This window comes from Christiangramia sabulilitoris (assembly GCF_007050985.1).
GTDB classification, from domain to species: domain Bacteria; phylum Bacteroidota; class Bacteroidia; order Flavobacteriales; family Flavobacteriaceae; genus Christiangramia; species Christiangramia sabulilitoris.
In genome coordinates, this window is the sequence record NZ_VHSF01000002.1 from 510143 (window position 1) to 532130 (window position 21988).

20 protein-coding genes are annotated in these 21988 nt (G+C 39.4%); 15 read left to right on the top strand and 5 right to left on the bottom strand.

Annotated features, from left to right (window positions below; translation table 11 throughout):
- The first annotated feature begins 132 nt into the window (after positions 1-132).
- Positions 133-375 (top strand): GIY-YIG nuclease family protein, encoded by a 243-nt coding sequence (locus FGM01_RS14710; protein WP_143410812.1) that lies wholly within the window; start codon positions 133-135, stop codon positions 373-375.
- Between the two features lie 280 nt (positions 376-655).
- On the opposite strand, the gene FGM01_RS08850 is transcribed toward FGM01_RS14710, so the two are convergent.
- The gene (locus FGM01_RS08850) at positions 656-1195 is read right to left on the bottom strand and encodes an ester cyclase (RefSeq protein ID WP_143410813.1); all 540 of its coding nucleotides are present in this window, start codon (positions 1193-1195) and stop codon (positions 656-658) included.
- Positions 1196-2009: 814 nt separating this feature from the next.
- Between FGM01_RS08850 and FGM01_RS08855 the strand changes: the two genes are divergently transcribed.
- A complete protein-coding gene (locus FGM01_RS08855; RefSeq protein ID WP_143410814.1) occupies positions 2010-3047 on the top strand; it encodes an acetamidase/formamidase family protein in 1038 nt (345 codons plus the stop codon).
- 231 nt (positions 3048-3278) lie between these two features.
- On the top strand, positions 3279-3698 hold the full coding sequence (locus FGM01_RS08860) for a CBS domain-containing protein (RefSeq protein WP_143410815.1): 420 nt from the start codon (positions 3279-3281) through the stop codon (positions 3696-3698).
- A gap of 126 nt (positions 3699-3824) precedes the next feature.
- On the opposite strand, the gene FGM01_RS08865 is transcribed toward FGM01_RS08860, so the two are convergent.
- The gene (locus FGM01_RS08865) at positions 3825-4490 is read right to left on the bottom strand and encodes a class I SAM-dependent methyltransferase (protein WP_143410816.1); all 666 of its coding nucleotides are present in this window, start codon (positions 4488-4490) and stop codon (positions 3825-3827) included.
- 51 nt (positions 4491-4541) lie between these two features.
- Positions 4542-6020, bottom strand: coding sequence for a helix-turn-helix domain-containing protein (locus tag FGM01_RS08870; protein WP_143410817.1), 1479 nt, complete (start codon positions 6018-6020; stop codon positions 4542-4544).
- Positions 6021-6138: 118 nt separating this feature from the next.
- Between FGM01_RS08870 and aceB the strand changes: the two genes are divergently transcribed.
- The 12 genes from aceB (at position 6139) to FGM01_RS14535 (ending at position 19762) form a co-directional block, all read left to right on the top strand.
- Complete coding sequence (gene aceB / locus FGM01_RS08875; protein WP_143410818.1) at positions 6139-7740, top strand: malate synthase A; 1602 nt, start codon at positions 6139-6141, stop codon at positions 7738-7740.
- An 83-nt stretch (positions 7741-7823) separates the two neighbouring features.
- Positions 7824-9449 (top strand): isocitrate lyase, encoded by a 1626-nt coding sequence (locus FGM01_RS08880; protein WP_143410819.1) that lies wholly within the window; start codon positions 7824-7826, stop codon positions 9447-9449.
- 164 nt (positions 9450-9613) lie between these two features.
- Positions 9614-10810 carry a pyridoxal-phosphate-dependent aminotransferase family protein gene (locus tag FGM01_RS08885; protein WP_143410820.1) on the top strand — a complete coding sequence of 399 codons (1197 nt, stop codon included), beginning with the start codon at positions 9614-9616 and terminating at the stop codon, positions 10808-10810.
- A 265-nt stretch (positions 10811-11075) separates the two neighbouring features.
- Positions 11076-11537, top strand: coding sequence for a hypothetical protein (locus FGM01_RS08890; protein WP_143410821.1), 462 nt, complete (start codon positions 11076-11078; stop codon positions 11535-11537).
- A gap of 58 nt (positions 11538-11595) precedes the next feature.
- A complete protein-coding gene (locus FGM01_RS08895) occupies positions 11596-12474 on the top strand; it encodes an amidohydrolase family protein (protein WP_143410822.1) in 879 nt (292 codons plus the stop codon).
- 124 nt (positions 12475-12598) lie between these two features.
- Positions 12599-13372, top strand: a complete 774-nt coding sequence (locus tag FGM01_RS08900; RefSeq protein ID WP_143410823.1) for a sulfite exporter TauE/SafE family protein — start codon at positions 12599-12601, stop codon at positions 13370-13372.
- 385 nt (positions 13373-13757) lie between these two features.
- Complete coding sequence (locus FGM01_RS08905) at positions 13758-15524, top strand: tetratricopeptide repeat-containing sensor histidine kinase (RefSeq protein WP_208012720.1); 1767 nt, start codon at positions 13758-13760, stop codon at positions 15522-15524.
- The gene (locus FGM01_RS08910; RefSeq protein ID WP_143410825.1) at positions 15524-16264 is read left to right on the top strand and encodes a LytR/AlgR family response regulator transcription factor; all 741 of its coding nucleotides are present in this window, start codon (positions 15524-15526) and stop codon (positions 16262-16264) included. Before FGM01_RS08905 ends, FGM01_RS08910 begins: the two co-directional genes overlap by 1 nt.
- A 130-nt stretch (positions 16265-16394) precedes the next feature.
- The gene (locus tag FGM01_RS08915) at positions 16395-17132 is read left to right on the top strand and encodes a hypothetical protein (protein WP_143410826.1); all 738 of its coding nucleotides are present in this window, start codon (positions 16395-16397) and stop codon (positions 17130-17132) included.
- A gap of 305 nt (positions 17133-17437) precedes the next feature.
- Positions 17438-18841 (top strand): MFS transporter, encoded by a 1404-nt coding sequence (locus FGM01_RS08920; RefSeq protein WP_143410827.1) that lies wholly within the window; start codon positions 17438-17440, stop codon positions 18839-18841.
- A 96-nt stretch (positions 18842-18937) separates the two neighbouring features.
- Complete coding sequence (locus FGM01_RS08925) at positions 18938-19465, top strand: acyl-CoA thioesterase (protein WP_143410828.1); 528 nt, start codon at positions 18938-18940, stop codon at positions 19463-19465.
- 159 nt (positions 19466-19624) lie between these two features.
- Entirely contained in the window at positions 19625-19762 is a 138-nt protein-coding gene (locus tag FGM01_RS14535) for a hypothetical protein (RefSeq protein ID WP_166435206.1), read from the top strand.
- Between the two features lie 71 nt (positions 19763-19833).
- On the opposite strand, the gene FGM01_RS08930 is transcribed toward FGM01_RS14535, so the two are convergent.
- Positions 19834-21009, bottom strand: coding sequence for an ABC transporter permease (locus FGM01_RS08930; protein ID WP_143410829.1), 1176 nt, complete (start codon positions 21007-21009; stop codon positions 19834-19836).
- A gap of 1 nt (position 21010) precedes the next feature.
- A complete protein-coding gene (locus FGM01_RS08935; protein WP_143410830.1) occupies positions 21011-21973 on the bottom strand; it encodes an HlyD family secretion protein in 963 nt (320 codons plus the stop codon).
- Positions 21974-21988 lie beyond the last annotated feature (15 nt).

Sequence of the window (21988 nt, forward strand, 5' to 3'; positions counted from 1 at the left end):
TCCACCTTCGCTCGCCGAAGCTCATTTTTAGAGCGAAGGCGAGCTTTTTTTATTTTAGACCATTTCCATAATTTTAGTTTAATCTGGCGAGCTTCGGTGGACAAAGTCCACCCTGATTTAATTTGTCTAATTATGGATGCATGGACCGTTTATTTAGTAAGGTGTAGTGACGATTCAATTTACGTGGGTTGTACTTCTGATTTTGTTCGTAGAAAGAAAGAACATAATACGGGAAAAGTAAAGTCTACACAATCTAGATTACCGGTTGTTTTGGTGACGCAAATTGTCTTTCATGATAAATACAAGGCTTATGCTTTCGAAAAATATCTAAAAACAGGTTCTGGCAGAGCTTTCTTAAATAAACGCTTAGTCTAGATAATTTTTGCGGTTGAATGTGTAGATGAATCGACAAATTGAACGAAAAATTATTTCTATGTCCACTATATGGTAAAAAGACCCCTTCCGGAGTCTTTCATTTATTATCTAAGGATTCAATTAGTTAATCCAGCTCATGACACACTTTTTCACTGAAGTTATTCCATTTAAAATATCCCTGTCAGGTTGTTAATCCCACAGGTTCTTATCACCTGGTTGGTACACGGGTTAAGCCTGCTAAGTAGCAGGTTTTATAAAGCCGGTTTTTCCTCTGACACCCTTACTCTTCTGCTGGTGGCGATAAGGTATAACCCCAGGGTTCCAGAAAACTAAGTGGATCCATATAGGTCTCTTCTTTCGTATTCAGGCCCTCATCGTTGTAAGTTCCAACTGTAAATCCATGTACCGTGGTTTTAATATTGCTGGGAGGTAAATCACCAAATTTTCCGGTCTGGGTTCCAGTAGCCGTCCATTGCGTATAGGTTTTATTCCCTATGACCTCGATGGAATCGTAGCTAAAGTTCATATCTGGCATCGCGGTGAGGAACTGATTCATAAGATCTTTATAAGCCTGCCTGCCTTCCCCGGTCTTCTCTCCATTTTGGTATCTTACAAAGTCCTCTGCCATATGTTGATCAATAAGATTCATATCCTGATCATTCCAGGCTTGAAATAGCGCTTTATTGGAATCAAGGATCCTGGATTCCATTTGCGCCTTGGATTCATCCTTTTCTGAAGGTTCAGATTCTTTTTTCTCAGCACAGGAGAAAAACATCAATAGGGTAAAGAGAACTACCCAAAGGTTTAATCGAGTTTTCATATTACAACGTGGTTGGTTCAACCTAAAGGTAATATATTTCTTCTTAAATATATATTCATAAACGACTGTTTTTGAACAACTTAGTTGCTAAAAATTTAAAACACCCCAATTTCATTCATGACCCGGAATCTTCAATCTGACATAACGGGAAGTTTCACGCTCACGTTGAAGGTTCATCGCCGGGATCGATAATAATTGCTTCTCCTTTTTGAACAAAAAGCTGAAAGGTAGAGCCGATATATCCACACCGATATTCTTTTAAAGCTCGTTTTCTGCATAAATTCTACTATAAAAACCGGAACGAGCGCTCTGGAAATTGTATACAAAAGGTAAACCTGGTCCCGCTCTCGTGACAGAATTACCTCCAAATCCATATGCCTTACAATTTAAAGATTCTAATACTATTAATGTTCTGACCTTAGATGAATAGAATTATAAGAAATATGAAATTAAATTTTGGTTTAAAACCCAATTGACTAATAATTAATATATTAGATCACCCCTGCTTTTCAAAGCAACAATTTATAATGGGCTTTTCACAATTCCTATTTGTCACAATTAGATGTTGAAAAAGTATATCTGGATTGGAATAGTACGGTGAGAAATTCTGTAAAATTAATCTCAATTAGATGCTGAGATATTTAGAAGTCAACCGTACTGTATTATAAAATCCTGATGCCTCGGAGGGGATGGAGATTTATAAAATTATCCTGAAAGAACACAGGAATAATTTACCTGAGGATATCTCAGCCAGGCTGGAATCGTCTATCTAGATTAGAAATTTTATTATTAATTATTTTTTATAAGCTAAATCATGAAAAAAAGTATTTTACTATCCGCCTTTTGTCTTTTTACTTTGATCCTGGTTGCCTGTAAAAATGAAAGTACCGAGCAAGAACAGGCAACAAAAAAATTGGAAACAGGAAAAAGTGAAAATCCAATTACTCCGCAATTCACGCTTACCAAAGATCAGACCCATAATAAATTTAGTAGTGCTATAGAACCAATTCTGAAGGTTAAATCGGGTGCTATAATTGAAGTCTTTACAGAGGATGCTTTTGACGAGCAATTAAATCCGAATTCTACAGTAGAAGATTTAAAGAATCTAAATTTTGAACCTATACATCCTTTAACCGGGCCGGTTTATGTTGAAGGTGCCGCTCCCGGGGATATATTAAAGGTTACACTGCTTAAAATTGAGCTTGGTGCATGGGGTTTTAATGCGATTTACCCGGGCTTTAGTTTTGTCGCAGACTCCATAAAAGGAGAATATTTGAGAATTTATGAACTGGGTAAAGACAGGACTCATGTAAGTTTTAATGATAAGATCAAGATCCCATTAAAACCGTTTTTAGGTGTTATGGGAGTTGCCCCGCCAACAGAAGAGATGCTATCTACCATTCCTCCGCGAGCAAATGGAGGAAATATGGACGATCCAAATCTTACAGAAGGTGTTACCGTTTATTTCCCTGTATTCGTCGAAGGCGCATTATTTTCGGTTGGGGATGGACACGCAGCTCAAGGCCTTGGTGAGGTATGTGGCACAGCCATTGAAGCTCCATTAAGAGTAATTTATCAATTAGAGGTTATAAAAAACAAAACCATGAAAGAACCTCAATATGAAACCGAAGATTACTATGCGACTACAGGTTTTGCAACTACTATAGATGACGCTGCTAAGAAGGCAACATTATACATGATCGATTATTTAATGCAGGAGCATAATTTGAGTGAAAATGAGGCCTATGCTTTATGCTCTCTGGCTGGAGATCTAAAAATTGCAGAAGCCGTAGATGTCCCTCATATGCTCGTAGTGATGCATATGCCCAAAGAAGTTCTGGGAATAAATTAAATCTACAATTTAGGTTTAGCTTTCAACACTATTAAGCTTGTTCTTTAGATCTGATTACAATTTCTTATTTGTCAGTGATGTCATCATCTTTTTATACCAATTTCCTCCAGTTTCAGATATTCCTTTTAAGTCAAAAAAGTGGCTTGAACAGATATACTTAGGCTAATATGCCGTATTTTTAAGTATCGAATAATGATTTGATGAATGATCACCTCCTGAAATACATAGATTATGGATAAGCAAGTTCCTGTTTCCGAAATAATGACGAAAAACCTCATAAAGCTTCATCTGCAGGATGAGCTTTCCCAGGCCGAAGCACTGTTTAAAAAACACCGTATAAGACATTTACCCGTTGTAGAAGGAGAGCATATAGTAGGTATGCTAAGTTATAATGATCTGTTGAGAATTTCTTTCGCAGATGCGGTTGAAGATGATGAAGAAGAGATCGAGACTACCGTTTACGACATGTTCTCTATAGAACACGTAATGACAAAAAAAGTAGTGAGCGTTTCCCCTGAAACCAGTATCAGGGAAGTCGCTACCATATTTACTCAAAATGATTTTCATGCTTTACCTATAGTATCGCATGATAACCTGATAGGCATTGTAACTACTACTGATGTAATTAGATATTTTTTGACCCAGTACTAACCTACACTGGATCTTTTATTTATTCAGAATACCTCTCTTGCTGAAACTCTTTTTTAAGTGAATCCGGCCTCCTTCATTTTAGACCATTACTATCTTCAAATAATCTTTAATTAAGCCTCAAGTCTTTTAGTGAATCCTATAAAGAAGAGTTTCAATAATACCTTTATGGTTCATCGCCGGGATCGATAATAATTGCTTCTTTTCCTTGAATTTAAAGCTGAATGGTGGAGCCGATATATCCACACCGCTATTCTTTTTCAGCCTGGTGCCCTGTCCGGAAATGATCCCGATATTAGGTTTAAAATTTCCTTCCGGAAGGTGTTCCGTCAGGATTAGATAATCGAAGTTTACCAACTTCCTTAAAATAGCGTGAATTTCATCATTTGATAAGTGTTGCAACACCTGTCTTAAGATAACGATGTTTCCAGATGGCAGATCATCTGTCGCTATATCGAGACAATAAAACTCCAGGTTCTTCTGTATAAATTTTTCAGAATTATACCTGATTAATGGCTCTACAATATCTACGGCTTTATATTGTCCCGCGAAATTCACTAACTCCTTACCAACATTAAAATCTCCACAACCAAGATCACAAACCACCGGCGGGCTTTTAAATGACTTTAAAAAGGAAGCCACCGTTGCGATATACGGATCTATGATTTCCGAATGATGAGAGCCGGCTCCGGAATAGAAAGCAGACCTACTCCCACCCCAGAGATTTTTACTATAGACCTGCTCCATGGCATCTCTCGTGGGCCAGGGCTTTTTAGGTTTTCCGGACACTTTCATTTTATGCCAATTTTATCAGGGAGGTTTAGCTTAGTTTCTTTTTTTAAAGTTCTAAGCCTGAAATTTCTCGGTTAACTCGTCCACAATGGATTCGATCTTGCTATTTCTTGCCCGCTTTTCCAGCACGATAGCCGGAGCCTGGCGTACCTCACAATTTTGGATAGCACAGCGTTCACAGGTCACCCCAACATCTTTGCGGATGATATTTTCATCCTCAAGAAATTTCACCTTACGCTCCAGCTGTTTATTTAAAAGCAGCCCAATACTAATGCTTCTGTATTGATTCTCCCGGAAAGGATCCTGGGTGGCCGACGAAAAGATCAGATACTGGTTCTCATGACTGGGATAGTTGGAGATCTGAATTCCAAATTCATGGGAATTCCCAGAATCGGCTATGCCTTCCAGAACTTTCAGAGACATCCAGCGCCTGCAGTAATGCTCATTGGTTTCGTTTGCCCTGGGGGAATGATGGTGGGTTAAATGCAGCTCCTTATTCAGATAATATTTACCACTATTTGCCCGATGCGTAATTCTTAAAAAGAACAGGTTCTTTATATTAAATGCCTTTGGAAGGATGTTGGTTAAACGTTGATAAAAGGTTTCCGGCGAAGCATTGAATCCGTTAAGCATTTTCGTGAACAACTCGGCATCGAAAGTTTCCTTTTCAAATAGTTCCTCCAGTTTTAAGGTCAGTTCTTCTTTAGGGATGACCAGGGCTCCTGCAAAATAGGAAGCATAAAAATTATTCAACACCTGGTCGAATCTTTCGAATTTTATCCATGGAAATGAATGCAGCCTATCTGATATCTCCAGGAAATTATAGGCGATCTCCTTGGCATAAATAAAAGTTCGCTGAGCTTCATCAATTCCATCGGCCAGTAATAAGGTATTGGTCTTCGGTATAAAAACAGACCTCAGGCTTTCCAGGTCTTCATATTTAGCCAGTTCACTTTCATTGATCTTATAACCATATTCCTCGATAAGAATCTCCTCCAGTTCTTTTGAAGTGGGAGATTTAGTGAGGTCTACCTGGTAAGCTTTGGCAAACTTGAGCACCTGCTGCTCCAGGTCATCAAAATAATTATTGTTCGCTTCCTGGAAGGATCGCACTGAAGCCAGGAAAAAACTTTCTCTGCTGAAGTTATAATGCTTGGCGATTTCAATGATCGTACTTATAAAAGCATTCACCTTCGCCGGGGCATTAGAGACTATATCTATCAGGTTACTTTCCTTGATCCCGAAAAGGTCCAGCGGAATTTCCTTTAGAATTTTCGACTGAAGCAACTCCCCTATCGGAGCAAGATTTTTGTCCAGCTTTAAGGACACCATTTGATCATATGGCACCTCTAATTTGTCTGAAAGCAGAGCAATTTTATCTGGTTTGGGATATTTTTTTCCATTTTCTATTTCATTCAAATAAGACTTCGATAATCCTGAAAGTTTGGATAATCCGAACAGGGATAAATTCTTCTCGGTCCTTATCTGCTTTAGCTTCAAGCCAAAGATCAATTTGATATAATCTTCTTCCATAAATCAAATATATACAATTCCGCGAAACACCTCAAATCGCGAATTTATTCATTTAGCGAACGTTCGCTTGTTTTATTAAATTCTTTGTTTTAATATTGTCCTATAAAACATTAAAATCATGGAAACCACATCATTAAAAATTGCCTCTCTAAACTTTTCAAAAGAAGTTACCAATTACTACCCTGAGATCTTAACCGATGAAGCCCTCGATTTTATCGTCGCGCTTCATGAGAAATTTAATGCTCAGCGTTTATCCCTTCTGGAAAAAAGAAAGGAACAGCAAAATTATTTTGATGAAGGTAATTTGCCGGAGTTTCCATCTGAAACCAAAGCCATTCGCGAAGGAGACTGGAAAGCAGGAGAGATACCAGAGGATCTTAAAGACAGGCGGGTTGAAATTACCGGACCTGTGGACAGGAAGATGATCATTAACGCTTTGAATTCAGGAGCAAGAACCTTTATGGCCGACCTGGAAGACAGTACTGCTCCTACCTGGAAAAATGTAATGGAAGGTCAGCGTAACCTCATCGATGCCAATAAAAAGACCATTTCGTTGACAGATGCCAAACGTGGGAAATCATATCAATTAAACGAAGAAACCGCGGTTCTTTTGGTTCGTCCAAGAGGTCTGCATCTAAATGAAAAACACCTATTAGTTGAGGATAAAGAAATGTCTGGCAGCCTGGTAGATTTTGGATTGTACGTTTTCCATAATACTAAGACCATGCTGGAAAATGATACGGCTCCGTATTTCTACCTTCCAAAACTGGAACACTACCTGGAAGCGCGCTGGTGGAATGAGGTATTCAATTTTGCCCAGGAATATTTAGAGGTGCCAAAAGGAACTTTTAAAGCTACCGTTTTGGTTGAAACGATCACTGCGAGTTTTCAATTAGACGAGATCATTTATGAATTAAAAGATCATATCGTAGGATTGAATTGCGGTCGCTGGGATTATATTTTCTCCTACATCAAGAAATTCAGGAACCATAAAGATTTTGTGGTGCCTAACCGTGACCAGGTGACCATGACCTCCCCGTTCATGGACGCTTATTCCAAACTGGTGATCCAGCGTTGCCATAAACGCGGAATCCTGGCGATTGGCGGGATGGCCGCACAAATTCCGATCAAAAATAACGATCGCGCTAATGCTGCTGCCATCGAAAAAGTTCGAAAAGATAAAGAGCGGGAAGTAAAGAATGGTCATGATGGTACCTGGGTAGCGCATCCTGCGCTCATAGAAGTTGCCATGACCGAATTCAATAAGCATATGCCTGAGGCAAATCAGCTGCACGTTATGCGAGATGATGTTCAGATAACAGAAAAAGACCTGGTCGAAATCCCGCAGGGAACCGTTACTGAAGCCGGCATCAGGAAAAATATCAATGTCGGAATCCTTTATATGGAGGCCTGGCTGCGCGGATATGGTGCGGTGGCACTTTACAATTTAATGGAAGATGCTGCCACAGCCGAGATTTCAAGAACCCAGTTATGGCAATGGTTGAAAAACGAAGTGGTCCTGGAAGACGGAAGAAAATTCAACATGGAGCTGTATATCGATATTTTCGACGATGAAGTTGAAAAGATACTTACCGAATATGGAGAGTCAAATATTAAAAAGAACACCAGGTTTGAATTAGCCTTCAAACTCTTCGACAAACTGGCAATTTCAGAAAGGTTCGAAGAATTCTTAACGCTTCCGGCGTATAAATACCTATAAAAAAATGTCTCGCAACTACTGCCATAGATTGCGAGACCTAATTATCAAAATTTCAGAAAAATTCAATAATCAAACACAAAATTATGAAAAATTTATCGCAAACTAAGTATCAATCTGCCCTGGAAAAGGTTCAAAACCTGAAACAGAAATACGGGGAAAGCTGGAATTCCATCAACCCGGAAAATGCCGCCAGAATGATCACCCAGAATCGTTTTAGAACCGGTTTGGATATTGCGAAATACACTGCCGCTATCATGAGAAAGGATATGGCCGAATACGACCAGGATCATTCTCAATACACCCAATCTCTTGGTAGCTGGCATGGTTTTGTGGCGCAACAGAATATGATCGCCATAAAGAAACATCATAAAACAACGAATAAAAAGTATTTATACCTGTCTGGATGGATGGTTGCCGCTTTGCGTTCAGAATTCGGACCGCTGCCAGATCAATCCATGCACGAAAAAACGGCGGTTCCGGCCCTTATCAAGGAGATCTATGATTTCCTGCGCCAGGCCGATGCTGTGGAGCTGAACGACCTTTTTAAAAGGCTGGAAAAGGGTGAAGATGTACAGGATGAGATCGATAATTTCGAAACTCATATTGTACCTATAATTGCCGATATCGATGCCGGTTTTGGAAACGAGGAGGCTACTTACCTTCTGGCCAAGCAAATGATCGAAGCCGGGGCCTGTGCCATCCAGATAGAGAACCAGGTTTCAGATGCCAAGCAATGCGGGCACCAGGACGGGAAAGTTACCGTTCCTCACGAAGATTTTATCGCCAAGCTGAATGCGGTTAGATATGCCTTCCTGGAATTAGGAGTTGAAGAAGGAGTTATCGTAGCGAGGACAGATTCTGAAGGCGCCGGCTTAACCCAGAAGTTACCGGTAAGTCAGCAGGAAGGTGACCTGGCTTCAAAATACCTGGCATTTGTAGAGGCTGAAACTATAGCCATTGAAGATGCCCGTGAAGACGATGTGCTTTTAAAAAGAGACGGTAAACTGGTGCGCCCGGTTCGACTGCCTAACGGACTCTATAAATTCAAAGATGGTTCTAATATAGACCGTGTGGTTTTAGACTGTATCACCAGCCTGCAAAACGGGGCAGACCTGTTATGGATAGAAACTCCCACGCCGAATGTTAAACAGATCGCGCATATGGTGAACCGCGTAAAAGAAGTAGTTCCAAACGCTAAACTGGTTTATAACAACTCCCCTTCTTTTAACTGGACGCTCAACTTCCGTAACCAGGCTTACGAAGAAATGCTTGCTGAAGGTGAGAATATGACGGCTTATGACAGAAATAACCTGATGGATGCTGAATATGACGGATCTGAACTTTGCCATCGTGCAGATGAAAAGATCAAAACCTTTCAGAAAGATGCAGCCAGGGAAGCCGGAGTTTTCCACCACCTCATCACCCTGCCCACTTATCACACTACCGCATTGCATATGAATGATCTTACCAAAGGTTATTTTTCTGAAGATGGGATGCTGGCTTATGTGGAAGGTGTGCAAAGACAGGAGATCCGTAAAGGGGTTTCCTGTGTGAAACACCAGCGCATGGCAGGTTCAGACCTGGGAGATGATCATAAGACCTTCTTCGCAGGTGAAAAAGCGCTTAAAGCCGGTGGAGAGAAAAACACCAGCAACCAGTTTGCTGAAAAGAAAAAAACCGCAAAGCGCGAACTGGTGATGGATAAATAAATCTTATGGAAAGCTCAGGACGTTCAATTTCACGCCTTGGGCTTTTCTGCTTTCGTTTGTTAACCAAAAAACTCCATCTAATGAAAGTTAACCTGAAAGTGAGACCCTGAAATAAATTCAGGGTGACGAATAATTTGAAGTAAGAATACAGAATAACTAAAATTATGAAAGGCAGAAAATTATTAATGATCCCCGGCCCCATAGAATTCGAACCGGAGGTACTGCACGCCATGGGCAGAGCTACCACCAGTCATGTGGCGCCAGACTTTATAGAAACCTTCGGAACATGTATCGAGCTGATGAGAGAAGTCTGGAGATCGCCACTGGGACAGCCATGCATCGTTGCCGGAACCGGAACTTTAGCCATGGATATGGCAGCCGCCAACCTGGTTGAAAAAGATGATCGGGTTCTGGTCATCTCGACCGGGTATTTTGGCAAACGCTATAAGGATATCATGGATAGATATGGTGCGAAAACTACTATTTTTGAAGCACCTATCGGAGAAACAGTAGATCTTGACGCCATTGAAAATGAATTGAAAACCAACACATACAAGGCTTTAACGCTGACTCATGTAGATACCTCAACCGGTGTTCGGGTAGATCCTGAACCCATTGCTAAACTGGCTCAAAAATATAATTGCCTGAGTATTTTAGACGGCGTCTGTTCTGTCGCCGGTGAAGAGATTAACCAGGATGATTGGGGAATCGATGTGATATTAACCGGATCTCAAAAAGCTATAGGGGTTCCCCCCGGCCTGGCCTTATTGGTCGCTTCTGAAAAAGCCATGCAAGTCTGGGAAAATAGAAAGACATCCGTAGGAAGTTATTATTCCGACTGGAATAACTGGCTACCGATTATGAAAGCTTATGAAGAAAGAAGACCTTCTTACTTTGGTACACCACCTGTAAATTTGATTGTTGCCCTTGAAATAAGCCTGAAAATTATTCAAAAAGAAGGCATGGAAACCAGGGTGAGAAGACATCGCGAACTGGCGAGAGCTTTCAGGGCCGGGTTAGCTGCGCTAAAATTCGATTTTCTACCAAAATCAAATGAAATTTCGGCGAATACACTTACGGCAGCTTATTACCCTGAAGGAGTCGATGGTTCTGCTTTACTCGCAAAGTTATCAAAAGACGGGGTGATCCTCGCCGGAGGGTTACTTCCGGAACTTAAAAAATCTTATTTTAGAATTGGCCATATGGGATCGGTCTCTTCGAACGATCTCATTGCCGTGCTAAGTTCCCTGGAACGATCTTTAATAGAACTTGGCCATCCCGTCAAACCGGGAGAAGGATTACAGGCTTTTCAGAAGGATTTATTAAAACTTTCCGTTACCCACTCTAAAATAACAGGGTAAAAACAGATAATTAAGCTCCTTACATTGATAAGGGATTTGAATTTTTGGAAATTGAACTCTTCAGGATCCAATCCAGAGTTCAAACAATATATATTCAGTATAGATTAGGAACAAAAGAATATATTTGAATATCACAATTTCAAATTCTTTAATTCCTACATAAGTGCCTGTTATTAAAAAAAATGTCTTCACGAAATTCCGTTTAGTATATTATATTCTTTTTACTGCCTTGATTTTATCGTGTTCTTCCCGAAAAGATGGGACTTTGGAAGAAAGTCATAAAAAAAATCAGAAAGCCGTTACTGGAGAATTAAGTGACGAAGAATATAAAACCTTAAGAAATTCGATAGAAAAAAACTTAAAAACCAGGATCCCAGAGAAAATGTCCATTCTCATCAATTACGAAAATTCTTCTCCAGAATGCTATTTTTATAAGGGTGATGCCTTTGTATCTAAAATAATAGATAACAAAATAAGGATTTCAAAAAGAGTCTCTGAGAAATATAAAGCAATTGATTTTTTTCTATATCCTGAAAATACTAATTATGACAGGCTGTTTCAGAATAAAGAAAAGTATATTCAGGAAAATGGCTATTTTAAAGATTCTATTTTTAAAGATAATTTCAAGTGCAGTGCTTTCCTTATACTAAAACCAAATGGAAAGTTCATGCGATATTACGGCAGCGATTATTATACTGAAGTGGGTAAATTCCTGGCAGAAAAATAGCCCAAAGCACTTTAGGAAATTGAATAAATAAAATTACATACACTGAAATAATATTTAATTGAGAAAAATAATTCTGAGTCTTATAATTCTCTGTATCGCGGCTCACAGTTCGTCAGGCCAGGTGATAGATATGCATATGCATAGTTATACAGAAACGGACTTTTGGGCTGGTACCGCCAGAAATGGTCTGGAATCGAGTAAGACCGCCCGGGAGACTCTGGAACAGACCATACAGAAAATGGACCGGCATAAAATTGAATATGCAGTAGTTTGTGGATCTATAGAAAGTCTGGAGCGATATACTAAGCGTGATGACAGATTTATTCCCGGATATCAGGATAGTGGGGCGCTTATTCCCGTGAGTCAATTTGAGGAATATATCAAATCAGGAAAAATAAAGGTCTTTGGAGAAATAATGGCAGTATACAAGGGGAAAACCCTCGCAGATCCTATATATCAGCCATATTTAGCTCTTTGTGAAAAATATGGAATACCCGTTGCTTACCATTCTGGAGGTAGTTTTCCGAATGCCCAGCAATTAGGCTGGCCAGATTACAGGATTAGCCTCGGGGACCCTTTTTTGATCGAAGATGTTCTGGTTAAATATCCTAAACTAAAGATCTATCTCATGCACGCGGGGGAAAACTTCTATGAAAACACCTTGCGAATGATGGATGGATACCCGACTCTCCACGCCGATCTGGGAGTAGAAATGTGGTTACACCCCATGACTAAAGATTTTGCCGTAAAGTTTTTAAAATCGGCTCAAAATTATGGTTTTCTAGACAGGGTCATGTTTGGATCAGACCAGATGGTCTGGCCAGAGGCGATCACGAATTCTATTGATTTTTTAAACGATCTGGACTTCCTTACTTCTGAGGAAAAGGACATGATATTTTACAAGAACGCCCGGAAGTTTTTAGAAATCGGTGAATAAATGGCCAGCCTTAATTCAGAAAATATAAATCTCAATAAGGTAGCTATTTGCAATCAATGGGATTTTGATTTCCATGTGTGTTTTGCATTAACCGAATCTAAGCTGAAATAAATTAGAGCATTACATGGAAATTATAATTATTTCAATCGCTGCCTTTCTGGTCGCCATCCTAACTTTTTTTTCCGGTTTTGGATTAGGTACTATTCTCACTCCTCTTTTCATGATTTTCTTTCCGGTTGAAGTTGCTATTGCATTGACCGGCGTGGTTCATTTCTTTAATAACATTTATAAATTAGGTCTTGTAGGAGGTAATGCAGACAAAGATGTTTTAATTAGATTTGGGATTCCAGCGGTCATTGCGGCCATTTTAGGCTCATGGATCTTAGTGAACATACCGGCCTCCCAGCCATTATTTTCTTACAACGCCTTCGGATCCAATTTCAAGGTTTATCCAACAAAATTCCTGATCTCCATTTTGCTGATCATTTTCGCAAGTATGGATCTATTCCCCTATTTCAGTAAATTAAAATTTGGGAGAAGTAAATTACCATTAGGAGGTGCACTGAGCGGATTTTTTGGCGGACTTTCCGGAAACCAGGGAGCCTTGAGGAGCGCCTTTCTCATAAAGGCTGGTCTTACGAAAGAAGCCTTCATAGGAACTGCGGTGGTAGTTTCAACCTTCGTTGATTTTACCAGGTTAAGCGTATATGCCACCCGGTTTTCCAAATCGGGATTGACAGACAATATGACTTTATTGTTCTGCGCAACACTATCAGGTATTGCCGGTTCTTATTTTGGCAACAGGTTATTGAAGAAAGTAACTCTAAAATTCCTTCAGGTGACTGTAGCCATTTTATTGATTCTTGTTTCGCTAGACTTAGGCGCGGGAATTATTTAAGGAAGATCGAAATAATTTAAGAGGTAGCGAAAAAATTCATTTGAAACAGAATCCAATTCCTAATCCTGCGTTCTGAATTAAATAATTTACAATGATTTTTTTTGATGAAATCGGGTTTTACAAACCTCACTTTCTCGAACAAAAATACCTGAATTAAATTGTAAATCAACTACTTATACCCACACAAAAACTATATATCTAAGGAAATTCTGTATCTTTAAGATTATGAGATCATTTCCCTGCACCCTCTATTTCAATAAGCATGCGTAGAATAATTTTTACAATTTTTCTGGGTTGCTTTTTTACTTTTTTTTGTTTTTCACAATCTCAAGTGCTGAATGAAAAAAATCTGCATAAGCAACCGATAGACTCAGTGTTATCCTGGTTGCGTACGAATACAACTTCCGAAGAAAATTTAGATAAATACCAGATTATTGCTCTTAAAGCTTTAAAAATAAGTTTAAAATCGCAGCATGACAGCACCATAGCACAAATCCATGAATCGCTCGCCAGCTGGCACGCGTATAACGGACTTTTCCCACCCGATTCTGTAGTTTACCACGCTGAAAAAGCTCTGGATTATCACTTAAAGGGTGATGATCTTAAAAAAGTAGCAGACACCTACAGGTCTTTATCCATAGATTATTTAAATACCGGAAACCTGGATAAAGCCCAGGAGGTTTTGTTTAAAGCTATAGAAATTTATGAAGATCTAAACGATGAAGCCGGCCTGGGAAGTGCCTATCGTACCCTGGGGGTTAAATACCGGGTAACGCAGGATTGGGAAAAATCCGTTTCCTACACCTTGAAGGCAGAGCCTCTTTTAAAGAAGACCGGAAATTATAGTGAACTGGCTATTGCCCAGTTTAATCTGATTATTAGCTATGGTGAACTTGGTCAATTTCAGAAAGCTTACAATGCTACAGAATATTGCCTTGAAATAATCAGAACAAAGGCACCAGAGGAAATTTTTGTTCCCATCAGGGCTTATTCTTACCGTGGTGATGTATATGTAAAAGCGAAAGATTATGACAATGCTTTAAAAGATTTCCTGGCAGCCTGGGAGCTCTGTAAAAAAAATATTGGAGAAGAACGCTGTATCACCTACAGGACCGAAATAGGAAATATCTACCTGTTGCAGGAAAATTATGAACTGGCTTTAGATCATTTACTCGCAGGTATAAAAGCTTATGAAAACAAGGGTCTATCCGGGCTTATTGACCCTTATTTTAACCTGGCAGAAGTATATTATCAATTAGGTGATTACAAGAACGCCCTGCTCTATAAAGACAAAGCATATACCAATTCTCAAAATATGCTGGAAGGAAAGATCGATAATATCGAATCTGAAATGGCTATAAAGTATGAAACCGAAAAAAAAGATGAAACTCTGGCCGCCCAGGCAGCTCTAATCGCACAAAAAAGCAAGACCAAGAATCTGTTTATTGCCATCGCTTCCCTACTATTCATTTTCCTGCTTTTCCTGTTCTATTTCTTCTATAAGAATAAAAAGGCCACCAGGATCATCAGGGCCAAAAATGCCGAAAACGAATTGTTGCTAAAGGAAATACATCACCGGGTAAAGAATAACCTCGAAATGGTAAAGAGTCTCATCGCCCTCCAATCTGCCCAGATCGAAGACCCGGCCACAAAAGAGGCAATGATCGCCAGCCAGAACCGTGTACAGTCTATGGGGATTATTCATCAGAAATTATATCAGGGGACAAACCTGGGAAGCATTGAAATGAAGGATTACTTTTTAAACCTCAGCGAAGGCATTTTAGATACTTTTAATGCGGAAGACAGGGTGAAAATAGAATGTGCCATGGATAATTTAGATCTGGATGTGGATACGGCGGTGCCGATTGGACTCATCGTAAACGAATTGCTTACAAATGCCTTGAAATATGCTTTTCCCAGAGAACAAACCGGTGTGATAAATATCAGCCTGGAAAAAGATAGTGAGGAAAATTTAAAATTACTCGTAAGAGACAATGGCGTTGGAAAAACAGACGGGCTGGCTCCAGAAGGTACCGGCTTTGGCTCTCAGCTGGTAAAATTACTTACCCGGCAACTCAACGGTAAAATGATAGAACGAAATGAGGAAGGGACTCACATTGAATTTGACTTCCAATTAAGAAAAAGCGCTTAATGGACAGGAAAACAAAAATATTGATCGTAGAAGACGAGATGATCATTGCAGCCAATATTTCGCTGCAATTGAATGAATTGGGCTATGAAGTTACAGGGATAGTTCCGAGGGGAGAAGAGGCACTAATGCACATCAAATCTGAATTACCAGATATCTTATTACTCGATATCAATCTTAAAGGTACCCTGGATGGAATTGAGACAGCCCGGGAAATGCAAAAGACCTATGATATTCCTGTGATCTATTTAACCGCCAATGCCGATGAAGCTCACTTTAACAGGGCCAGAGAAACTCATCCCTATGGATTTATTACTAAACCTTTCAAAAAATTAGATCTCCAGCGGGCAATAGAACTTACTATCACTCAAATAGATCTAAAGGTTAAGAATATCAACGGGACAGATCCTAACGAGGAAGGTCTAATTTTGAGTGATTGCATATTCGTGCGCCACTTGAATTCAATGGTAAAAGTGAATATTAAAGATATTCTCTACATAGAGGCAGAGCGTAATTATTGCCGGATCTTTACGAAAAGAAAGGAATATTTACTTGTCCTAACCTTGAAGGAAATGGATAAAAAATTACCTTCTAAACATTTTCATAGGATTCACAGATCCTTTATAGTCAATCTTTCTCAAATAGAAGAAATAGCTACCAGCCACATTGTGATTGGCCGGAAACCTATTCCTATAAGTAAATCTATAAAAAAGGAATTGCTGCAGAGATTGCAGACCATTTAATTCCCCGTTAAAGAATTTTGGCTTCCCGGACAGATTTATAGTCTTTTCGTCCCTTATCGTTTATTTCAAAGCTTGATTATCAGTTATTTAGAGTTGTTTTAAGATATTAATCAACCAAAAAAAATAATTTATGAAAACGATAAAACTTAGCATTTTCACTTTCATATTATCTTTCTTCTGTGTGAGTCTGCTTAATGCGCAGATGGCAGAGAAGGAAATTTTAACTTCTACAGAAATTACGGTAAAACCGGGACAAAATGCCCAATTCATAGAAGGTGTAAAAAAGTGGAAATCCTGTTATCTCGAAAATAATGGTCAGGCAAAATGGAATATGTGGCACCGGCAACAAGGAGAAGGCAATTTATACGTAATGGCCGGTATGGATCCAAACTGGGCTTCTATGGACAAAGAAGACAACGCAGAGTCGGCTTGTTATGTAATATTATTAAATCTTATTTTACCTCATATTGAAAATGTAAACTCCCGCATTGCGCAAAGTATGCCAGAATTCAGCAGAAGTTTTACGGAAAACGCCAATTATATCCGGGTAAAATATTTCGATGTACATAAAGGCTATGCTTTTGAACAGGTCATAAGAGAGGTTTCTAAAGCAATAAAGGAAAAGGAAGGTGATTTCAGGGGATTATGGTTTGAATTTGAACTCGGCGGCCCGAATACTCCAGACTTTATGCTGGCAGAACCTTATGAAAAATATGCCGATATGGACCTTGTTCGCGATAGCCCTGCAACGATCTATACCAATAAGGTTGGAGAGGAAAAAGCTGCTGAACTTTGGGAGGTATGGTTTGATACATTAGAGAACAGCTGGGCTTATACTTACAAACTAAACCAGGAAATAAGCAACTAATTAACCATTCAAATAAGCCTGTGAAAGCAGTCTTATCATAACTTTTATCGCTCATAGAGCATTTACAATAAACAACACAAGAAGCGGAGCCTGTGGCTTTACTTTCATCACTAAAGCCTTAATCGGGCTCAGCTTCTTGCATATCTTCTTAACCACTCATCATGGTTAGAAAAAAATTGCAAGGGGTCATTCAACATCAATCTTTAATTTTAAAAACCTAGCGAAGGGCAAACAGTTGTTTTTCCAGGTGAACCCAAATTTTAACCTGCCGCAGCTTTGGAGCTACTAATCTTAAAGTTGAATAAATGAAAGAGAAGAAACTCAACATTAGCAAAAGACTGGGTAAAAATTTAAGTGATAATGCCTTTACCAGGTATGTTACATTTTCAGCACTTTACGCTGCACAGGGAATACCTGAAGGGATCACCTATTTTGCATTGCCTGCATGGCTGGCAATGAACGGGAAATCGGCCATGGAGATCGCTGCCCTGGTAAGTGTTATGCTCATTCCCTGGAGTTTTAAGGTTTTAATTGCACCGGTAATGGACCGTTTTACCCTTTTAGCTATGGGTAGAAAACGGCCCTGGGTGATCTTTGGTCAGGTTGGATTGATCTTTAGTTTCCTGTATTTGGGAATGGTACCAGATCCCCTAAACAATCTCAGCGGATTAATGATTGCGGGCTTTTTTGTTAATTTTTTCGGGGCTTTTCAGGATGTGGCTACAGATGGAATGGCCGTAGAAGTGATCCCTGCCAATGAACAGGCAAGAGCCAACGGCTTGATGTGGGGATCAAAAACTATTGGTGTTTCTGCCTCTTTGATCTTAGGAACCTGGCTAATCAATAACCTGGGGTTCTCTCTGGCGGTATCATTACTATCCTTAGCGATCGTAATTATTATGATCTTTCCAATATATTTTAGGGAACGGCCGGGCGAAAAACTTATGCCCTGGACCAGCGGAAAAGCTTCCATGGATTCCAAACGAACTCAGTTGAGAAGCTGGACCCATATCTTTAAAAGTTTGTATCGCGTTGTGAGTTTGAGGGCTAGCGTAATTCTTTGTATTGGTGTCTTTATTTTAGGCATCATGTATGGGATGGTAGATACATTACTGCCTATTTTCAGCATACAGGAACTTGGCTGGACCAACACCTATTTTTCCAACGTATTATCCTTAACCGCAGTTATAGGTGGTTTCCTGGGAATGTTCATTGGCGGTTACCTCGTGGATTACTTCGGAAAGATCAAAATGCTTACCATATATCTGGTCATTATAACCAGCGTTATTGCAAGTTTTGCCTTTATGGCGAATCTATGGGATATCCTGTTTATTAGTATTGCATTTATTTTATGTTATACTACCCTTTATACTTTTCTATGCATAGCGGTATTTGCTTCTGCCATGCATTTATGCTGGAAAACCGTAGCAGCAACGCAGTTTACCCTGTACATGGCTCTTTCCAACACAGGGCGCTCAGTAGGTGCAGGTGTTCTTGGTATAGTAAAGACCAATTTTGACTGGGAAACAGTTTTTCTCATCATCGCCGTGATCCCCTTTTTACTCATTATACTTATACAATTTATCAATTTGAAAAGGCATCGTATTGTTGTGAAAAGCTTTGATGTGATCGCGCAGAAGATTACTGTAAAAACGGTCTTAAATGGTAAGGACATGAAACCCAGGATCGCTGAAAAGCAAAAATTATAATCAATTACACTTTATTGATTAATACAGAGGAACCTATATAAATAAGGCGTCTGGAAAATATTAAATACCTTTAGATAGATCAGTTACTTCTCAGTTATGATTTACTATTGGATTCATATCATTTATATTTATTTAGGTTCCCGGTTCTTCTGGAAAAAGGTGGAGCTGGCTCAAGATCTTAGCCGTAACCGGACAGTTAGTATCTGGGATTGTGATTTCAGGTTTATGGCTAATTCCAAATACTTTTACTATATGGATTTTATAAGACTGGAAATTTTATTCCGGTCTAAACTTTATGATCACACCATTGCAAAGGGCATGTTCCCGGTGCTAGGCTCTCAAAAGATCATATATAAGAAACCCTTGAGAATATGGACAAAATTCAAAATTAGTCTTGTCCTGGAAGGATGGGATGACAAGTGGATTTATCATAAGCAAATCTTCAGAAGAAATGATGAGATTTACGCCATTGGAATAACCAAAGTAGCTTTCTGGAAGAATAAGAAGACCCAGAATACAAGGGAGATCATTGGTAAGAGCGGAGTGGATTTCCCGGAGATGTCACCTTCGCCTGAAATTCTCAGAATGTTTGAAAACGATTACCAGATCATACAACAGAATTAATTTGCAATTGTTTGATAGTAAAAAATTTTCAGTTCCAGTTCTGTTACTCCTTTGAAATCAGTTAACAATTAATTGTTAAACAGTGTTAGAAGACTTCTGGATATACGGTAAAAATCCTATTCTGTATATAGTTAATTTAATCATCTAAAAATTTTAAATATGAAAACTCCTAATTACGACGATAAGAAAGGTAAACATCCAATTCCGCACGCTGAAGGAATAGCGAAAGATGAGAATAGCGAAAAAATGAAAGAGAAAGATAAATCTTCAGATAAAAAAGAGAAGAAGAAAGATTAACCTATAATCTCAAATAAAAATCCCGCTCAATTTACATTGGCGGGATTTTTTTATTCTGCTTTTTTCTTTCTCTACGATACAATTTCAACTTCTCCAGATGATCGTATCTTTTTGATCTTGAAATGAAGAATTATGCTCATTGCCATAAAACTTACCGCAATGATGATCGATAACAATCCTAATTCATGACTTATGGAAGAAAGGTCTCCACCATAAAAAGCGATCTTTCTGAATCCATTCAGAAAATGGGTGAGCGGTATTATCTGTGCGAAATTCTGAATTGCTGCCGGGATCGCCAGCGAAGGCCAGGTAAAACCACTCAGTACAAAGGCCGGGGTAGAGATCACCATCAATAATTCGGTTGCCTTTAGCTGGCTTGGGAAAATGATGGAGAATAACATCCCTATCCCCATAGAAGCCAGACTCAGCAAAATCGTAAGCAGTAACATGGGCAGGTTGAAAATATCTGCATCTATCCTGAAGTAAGGAATAAAACCACTTACCAGGAACCACATTACCGGGATCAGTATAAAGAAAGGAACCGCTTTTAGTCCAATGTGATAAACAGACCGCTTGTTGGTATTGGCCAGAATTTGAAAATAATTATCTTCAAAATCTCTCGCAAAAACCAATGCCAGGGCCAGGAAAATCACCTGCTGCATGATCGCGGCCAGCAAGCCGGGAAGCATAAAAGTTAAATAGTTCCCCGTTGAATTATACAGTTTATTGAAATTGATCTTGAAGCTTTCATAAGAGTCCCTGGCCTGTTCCGGTGAAAAACCCTGCTTCTTTAAGCCTTCAATTTCTATTCCGGCGTTCATGGTCATTAGAACCGATTGAATGTTTTTGCTTGCAATATTCGCGTTCAGAATATTCGCCATGTTCAAATCTACCCTTACCTCCGGATGTCTCTTCTGAAGAATTTCAGCTTCAAAGTCCTGCGGAATGGTCACCACCGCGGCATATTCCCTATAAGGCATTTCTGCGGCTATATCTCCCGAAGTGTATCTCACCTCACTAACCTCCAGACCTTCATTATCCTGAAAGGCATCTATAAGTTTATCTGAAAGCGGACTATGATCTTCATCTACGATAAGCATTGGAAGATCCACCACCTTAGCCTGCTGATATACATAGCCGAAAAGGAAACCATAAAGTAAGGGAGCTCCAAAGAAGATCGCCAGTAGCACCTTATTCGAAAAGATTCTATGAAATTCTATTTTTAATAAGCTCTTGAAATCCTTCATTTTATTGTTTTATAAGAATGCTGCTATTCATAAAAAATTTATCTGCTGAAGTTTTTGCTTCTGGCACCACTTTTAATTCATAAATAGCTTCGGAAAGGTCATATAATGGTGCGGTACTGGTAATATCTGCATACTGCGCCAGCTGCTTAATAGCCACAATTTCCCCCGAAGTTTCTTCTTCGGTATATGGATTTTGAACGGTTATTGTATTTCCAACCTTAAAATCATAGATCTCAGATTCCGGAATGGTGAACCTGAAATAGACACTGTCTTTTTCATAACCATTGATGAGTACATAACCCGGGGTAAGTAATTCGCCTTCGCTCAAACTTATGGTCTCAACAGACATATTCGCCGGGGCGATCAGGTATTGCTCGTTAGAGGCACTTTGAACTTCTTCTTTAGAACCTAAAGCACGGTTCAATTGTCCTTTTGCCTGGTCTATCTGTTCTCTTCTGGCTCCCATTTTCACCTCATCACGTTTTGCTTCCAGGGCTGCAACCTGGGACCTCGCCATTTCCAACTTCATCTTTACCTCATCGTATTGCTGCCTGCTCACCAAAGAATCTTTATACATATTGCTGATCCTTTTAAAAGACTCTTCTGCAAAATCTAGCTGAGCTTTCCCCGCATTTAGCTTTCCTGCGATCTGGTTTAACTGTTCTGTAGTGGCACCATTATATGCCATATCCAGCTGACCTTTAGCTGCCGCTACCGCTCCTTCTGCCTGCATCATCTTGGCATTGACCTCTGGAATATCAAGCTTCGCCAGGGTATCTCCTTTTTTCACCTCCTGCCCTTCTTCCACATAAATCTTACTGATCCTTCCCGGCACCTTTCCGCTTACCGAAACAGTTTCAAATTTCACTTTTCCCCTTTGAGAGGTGATCTTTTCTTCGTCGCTGCAGGAAGTCATCGCTAAAACTGCCAATCCACCCCACATTATATTTTTAATCATTTTCATTTTTCTGAATTTTCT

What these genes read in the sequence shown, in the direction of transcription:
- FGM01_RS14710 (WP_143410812.1), top strand. Translation starts at nt 133, where the DNA reads ATGGATGCATGGACCGTTTATTTAGTAAGGTGTAGTGACGATTCAATT.
- FGM01_RS08850 (WP_143410813.1), bottom strand. Translation starts at nt 1,195, where the DNA reads ATGAAAACTCGATTAAACCTTTGGGTAGTTCTCTTTACCCTATTGATG.
- FGM01_RS08855 (WP_143410814.1), top strand. Translation starts at nt 2,010, where the DNA reads ATGAAAAAAAGTATTTTACTATCCGCCTTTTGTCTTTTTACTTTGATC.
- FGM01_RS08860 (WP_143410815.1), top strand. Translation starts at nt 3,279, where the DNA reads ATGGATAAGCAAGTTCCTGTTTCCGAAATAATGACGAAAAACCTCATA.
- FGM01_RS08865 (WP_143410816.1), bottom strand. Translation starts at nt 4,490, where the DNA reads ATGAAAGTGTCCGGAAAACCTAAAAAGCCCTGGCCCACGAGAGATGCC.
- FGM01_RS08870 (WP_143410817.1), bottom strand. Translation starts at nt 6,020, where the DNA reads ATGGAAGAAGATTATATCAAATTGATCTTTGGCTTGAAGCTAAAGCAG.
- aceB (WP_143410818.1), top strand. Translation starts at nt 6,139, where the DNA reads ATGGAAACCACATCATTAAAAATTGCCTCTCTAAACTTTTCAAAAGAA.
- FGM01_RS08880 (WP_143410819.1), top strand. Translation starts at nt 7,824, where the DNA reads ATGAAAAATTTATCGCAAACTAAGTATCAATCTGCCCTGGAAAAGGTT.
- FGM01_RS08885 (WP_143410820.1), top strand. Translation starts at nt 9,614, where the DNA reads ATGAAAGGCAGAAAATTATTAATGATCCCCGGCCCCATAGAATTCGAA.
- FGM01_RS08900 (WP_143410823.1), top strand. Translation starts at nt 12,599, where the DNA reads ATGGAAATTATAATTATTTCAATCGCTGCCTTTCTGGTCGCCATCCTA.
- FGM01_RS08910 (WP_143410825.1), top strand. Translation starts at nt 15,524, where the DNA reads ATGGACAGGAAAACAAAAATATTGATCGTAGAAGACGAGATGATCATT.
- FGM01_RS08915 (WP_143410826.1), top strand. Translation starts at nt 16,395, where the DNA reads ATGAAAACGATAAAACTTAGCATTTTCACTTTCATATTATCTTTCTTC.
- FGM01_RS08920 (WP_143410827.1), top strand. Translation starts at nt 17,438, where the DNA reads ATGAAAGAGAAGAAACTCAACATTAGCAAAAGACTGGGTAAAAATTTA.
- FGM01_RS08925 (WP_143410828.1), top strand. Translation starts at nt 18,938, where the DNA reads ATGATTTACTATTGGATTCATATCATTTATATTTATTTAGGTTCCCGG.
- FGM01_RS14535 (WP_166435206.1), top strand. Translation starts at nt 19,625, where the DNA reads ATGAAAACTCCTAATTACGACGATAAGAAAGGTAAACATCCAATTCCG.
- FGM01_RS08930 (WP_143410829.1), bottom strand. Translation starts at nt 21,009, where the DNA reads ATGAAGGATTTCAAGAGCTTATTAAAAATAGAATTTCATAGAATCTTT.
- FGM01_RS08935 (WP_143410830.1), bottom strand. Translation starts at nt 21,973, where the DNA reads ATGAAAATGATTAAAAATATAATGTGGGGTGGATTGGCAGTTTTAGCG.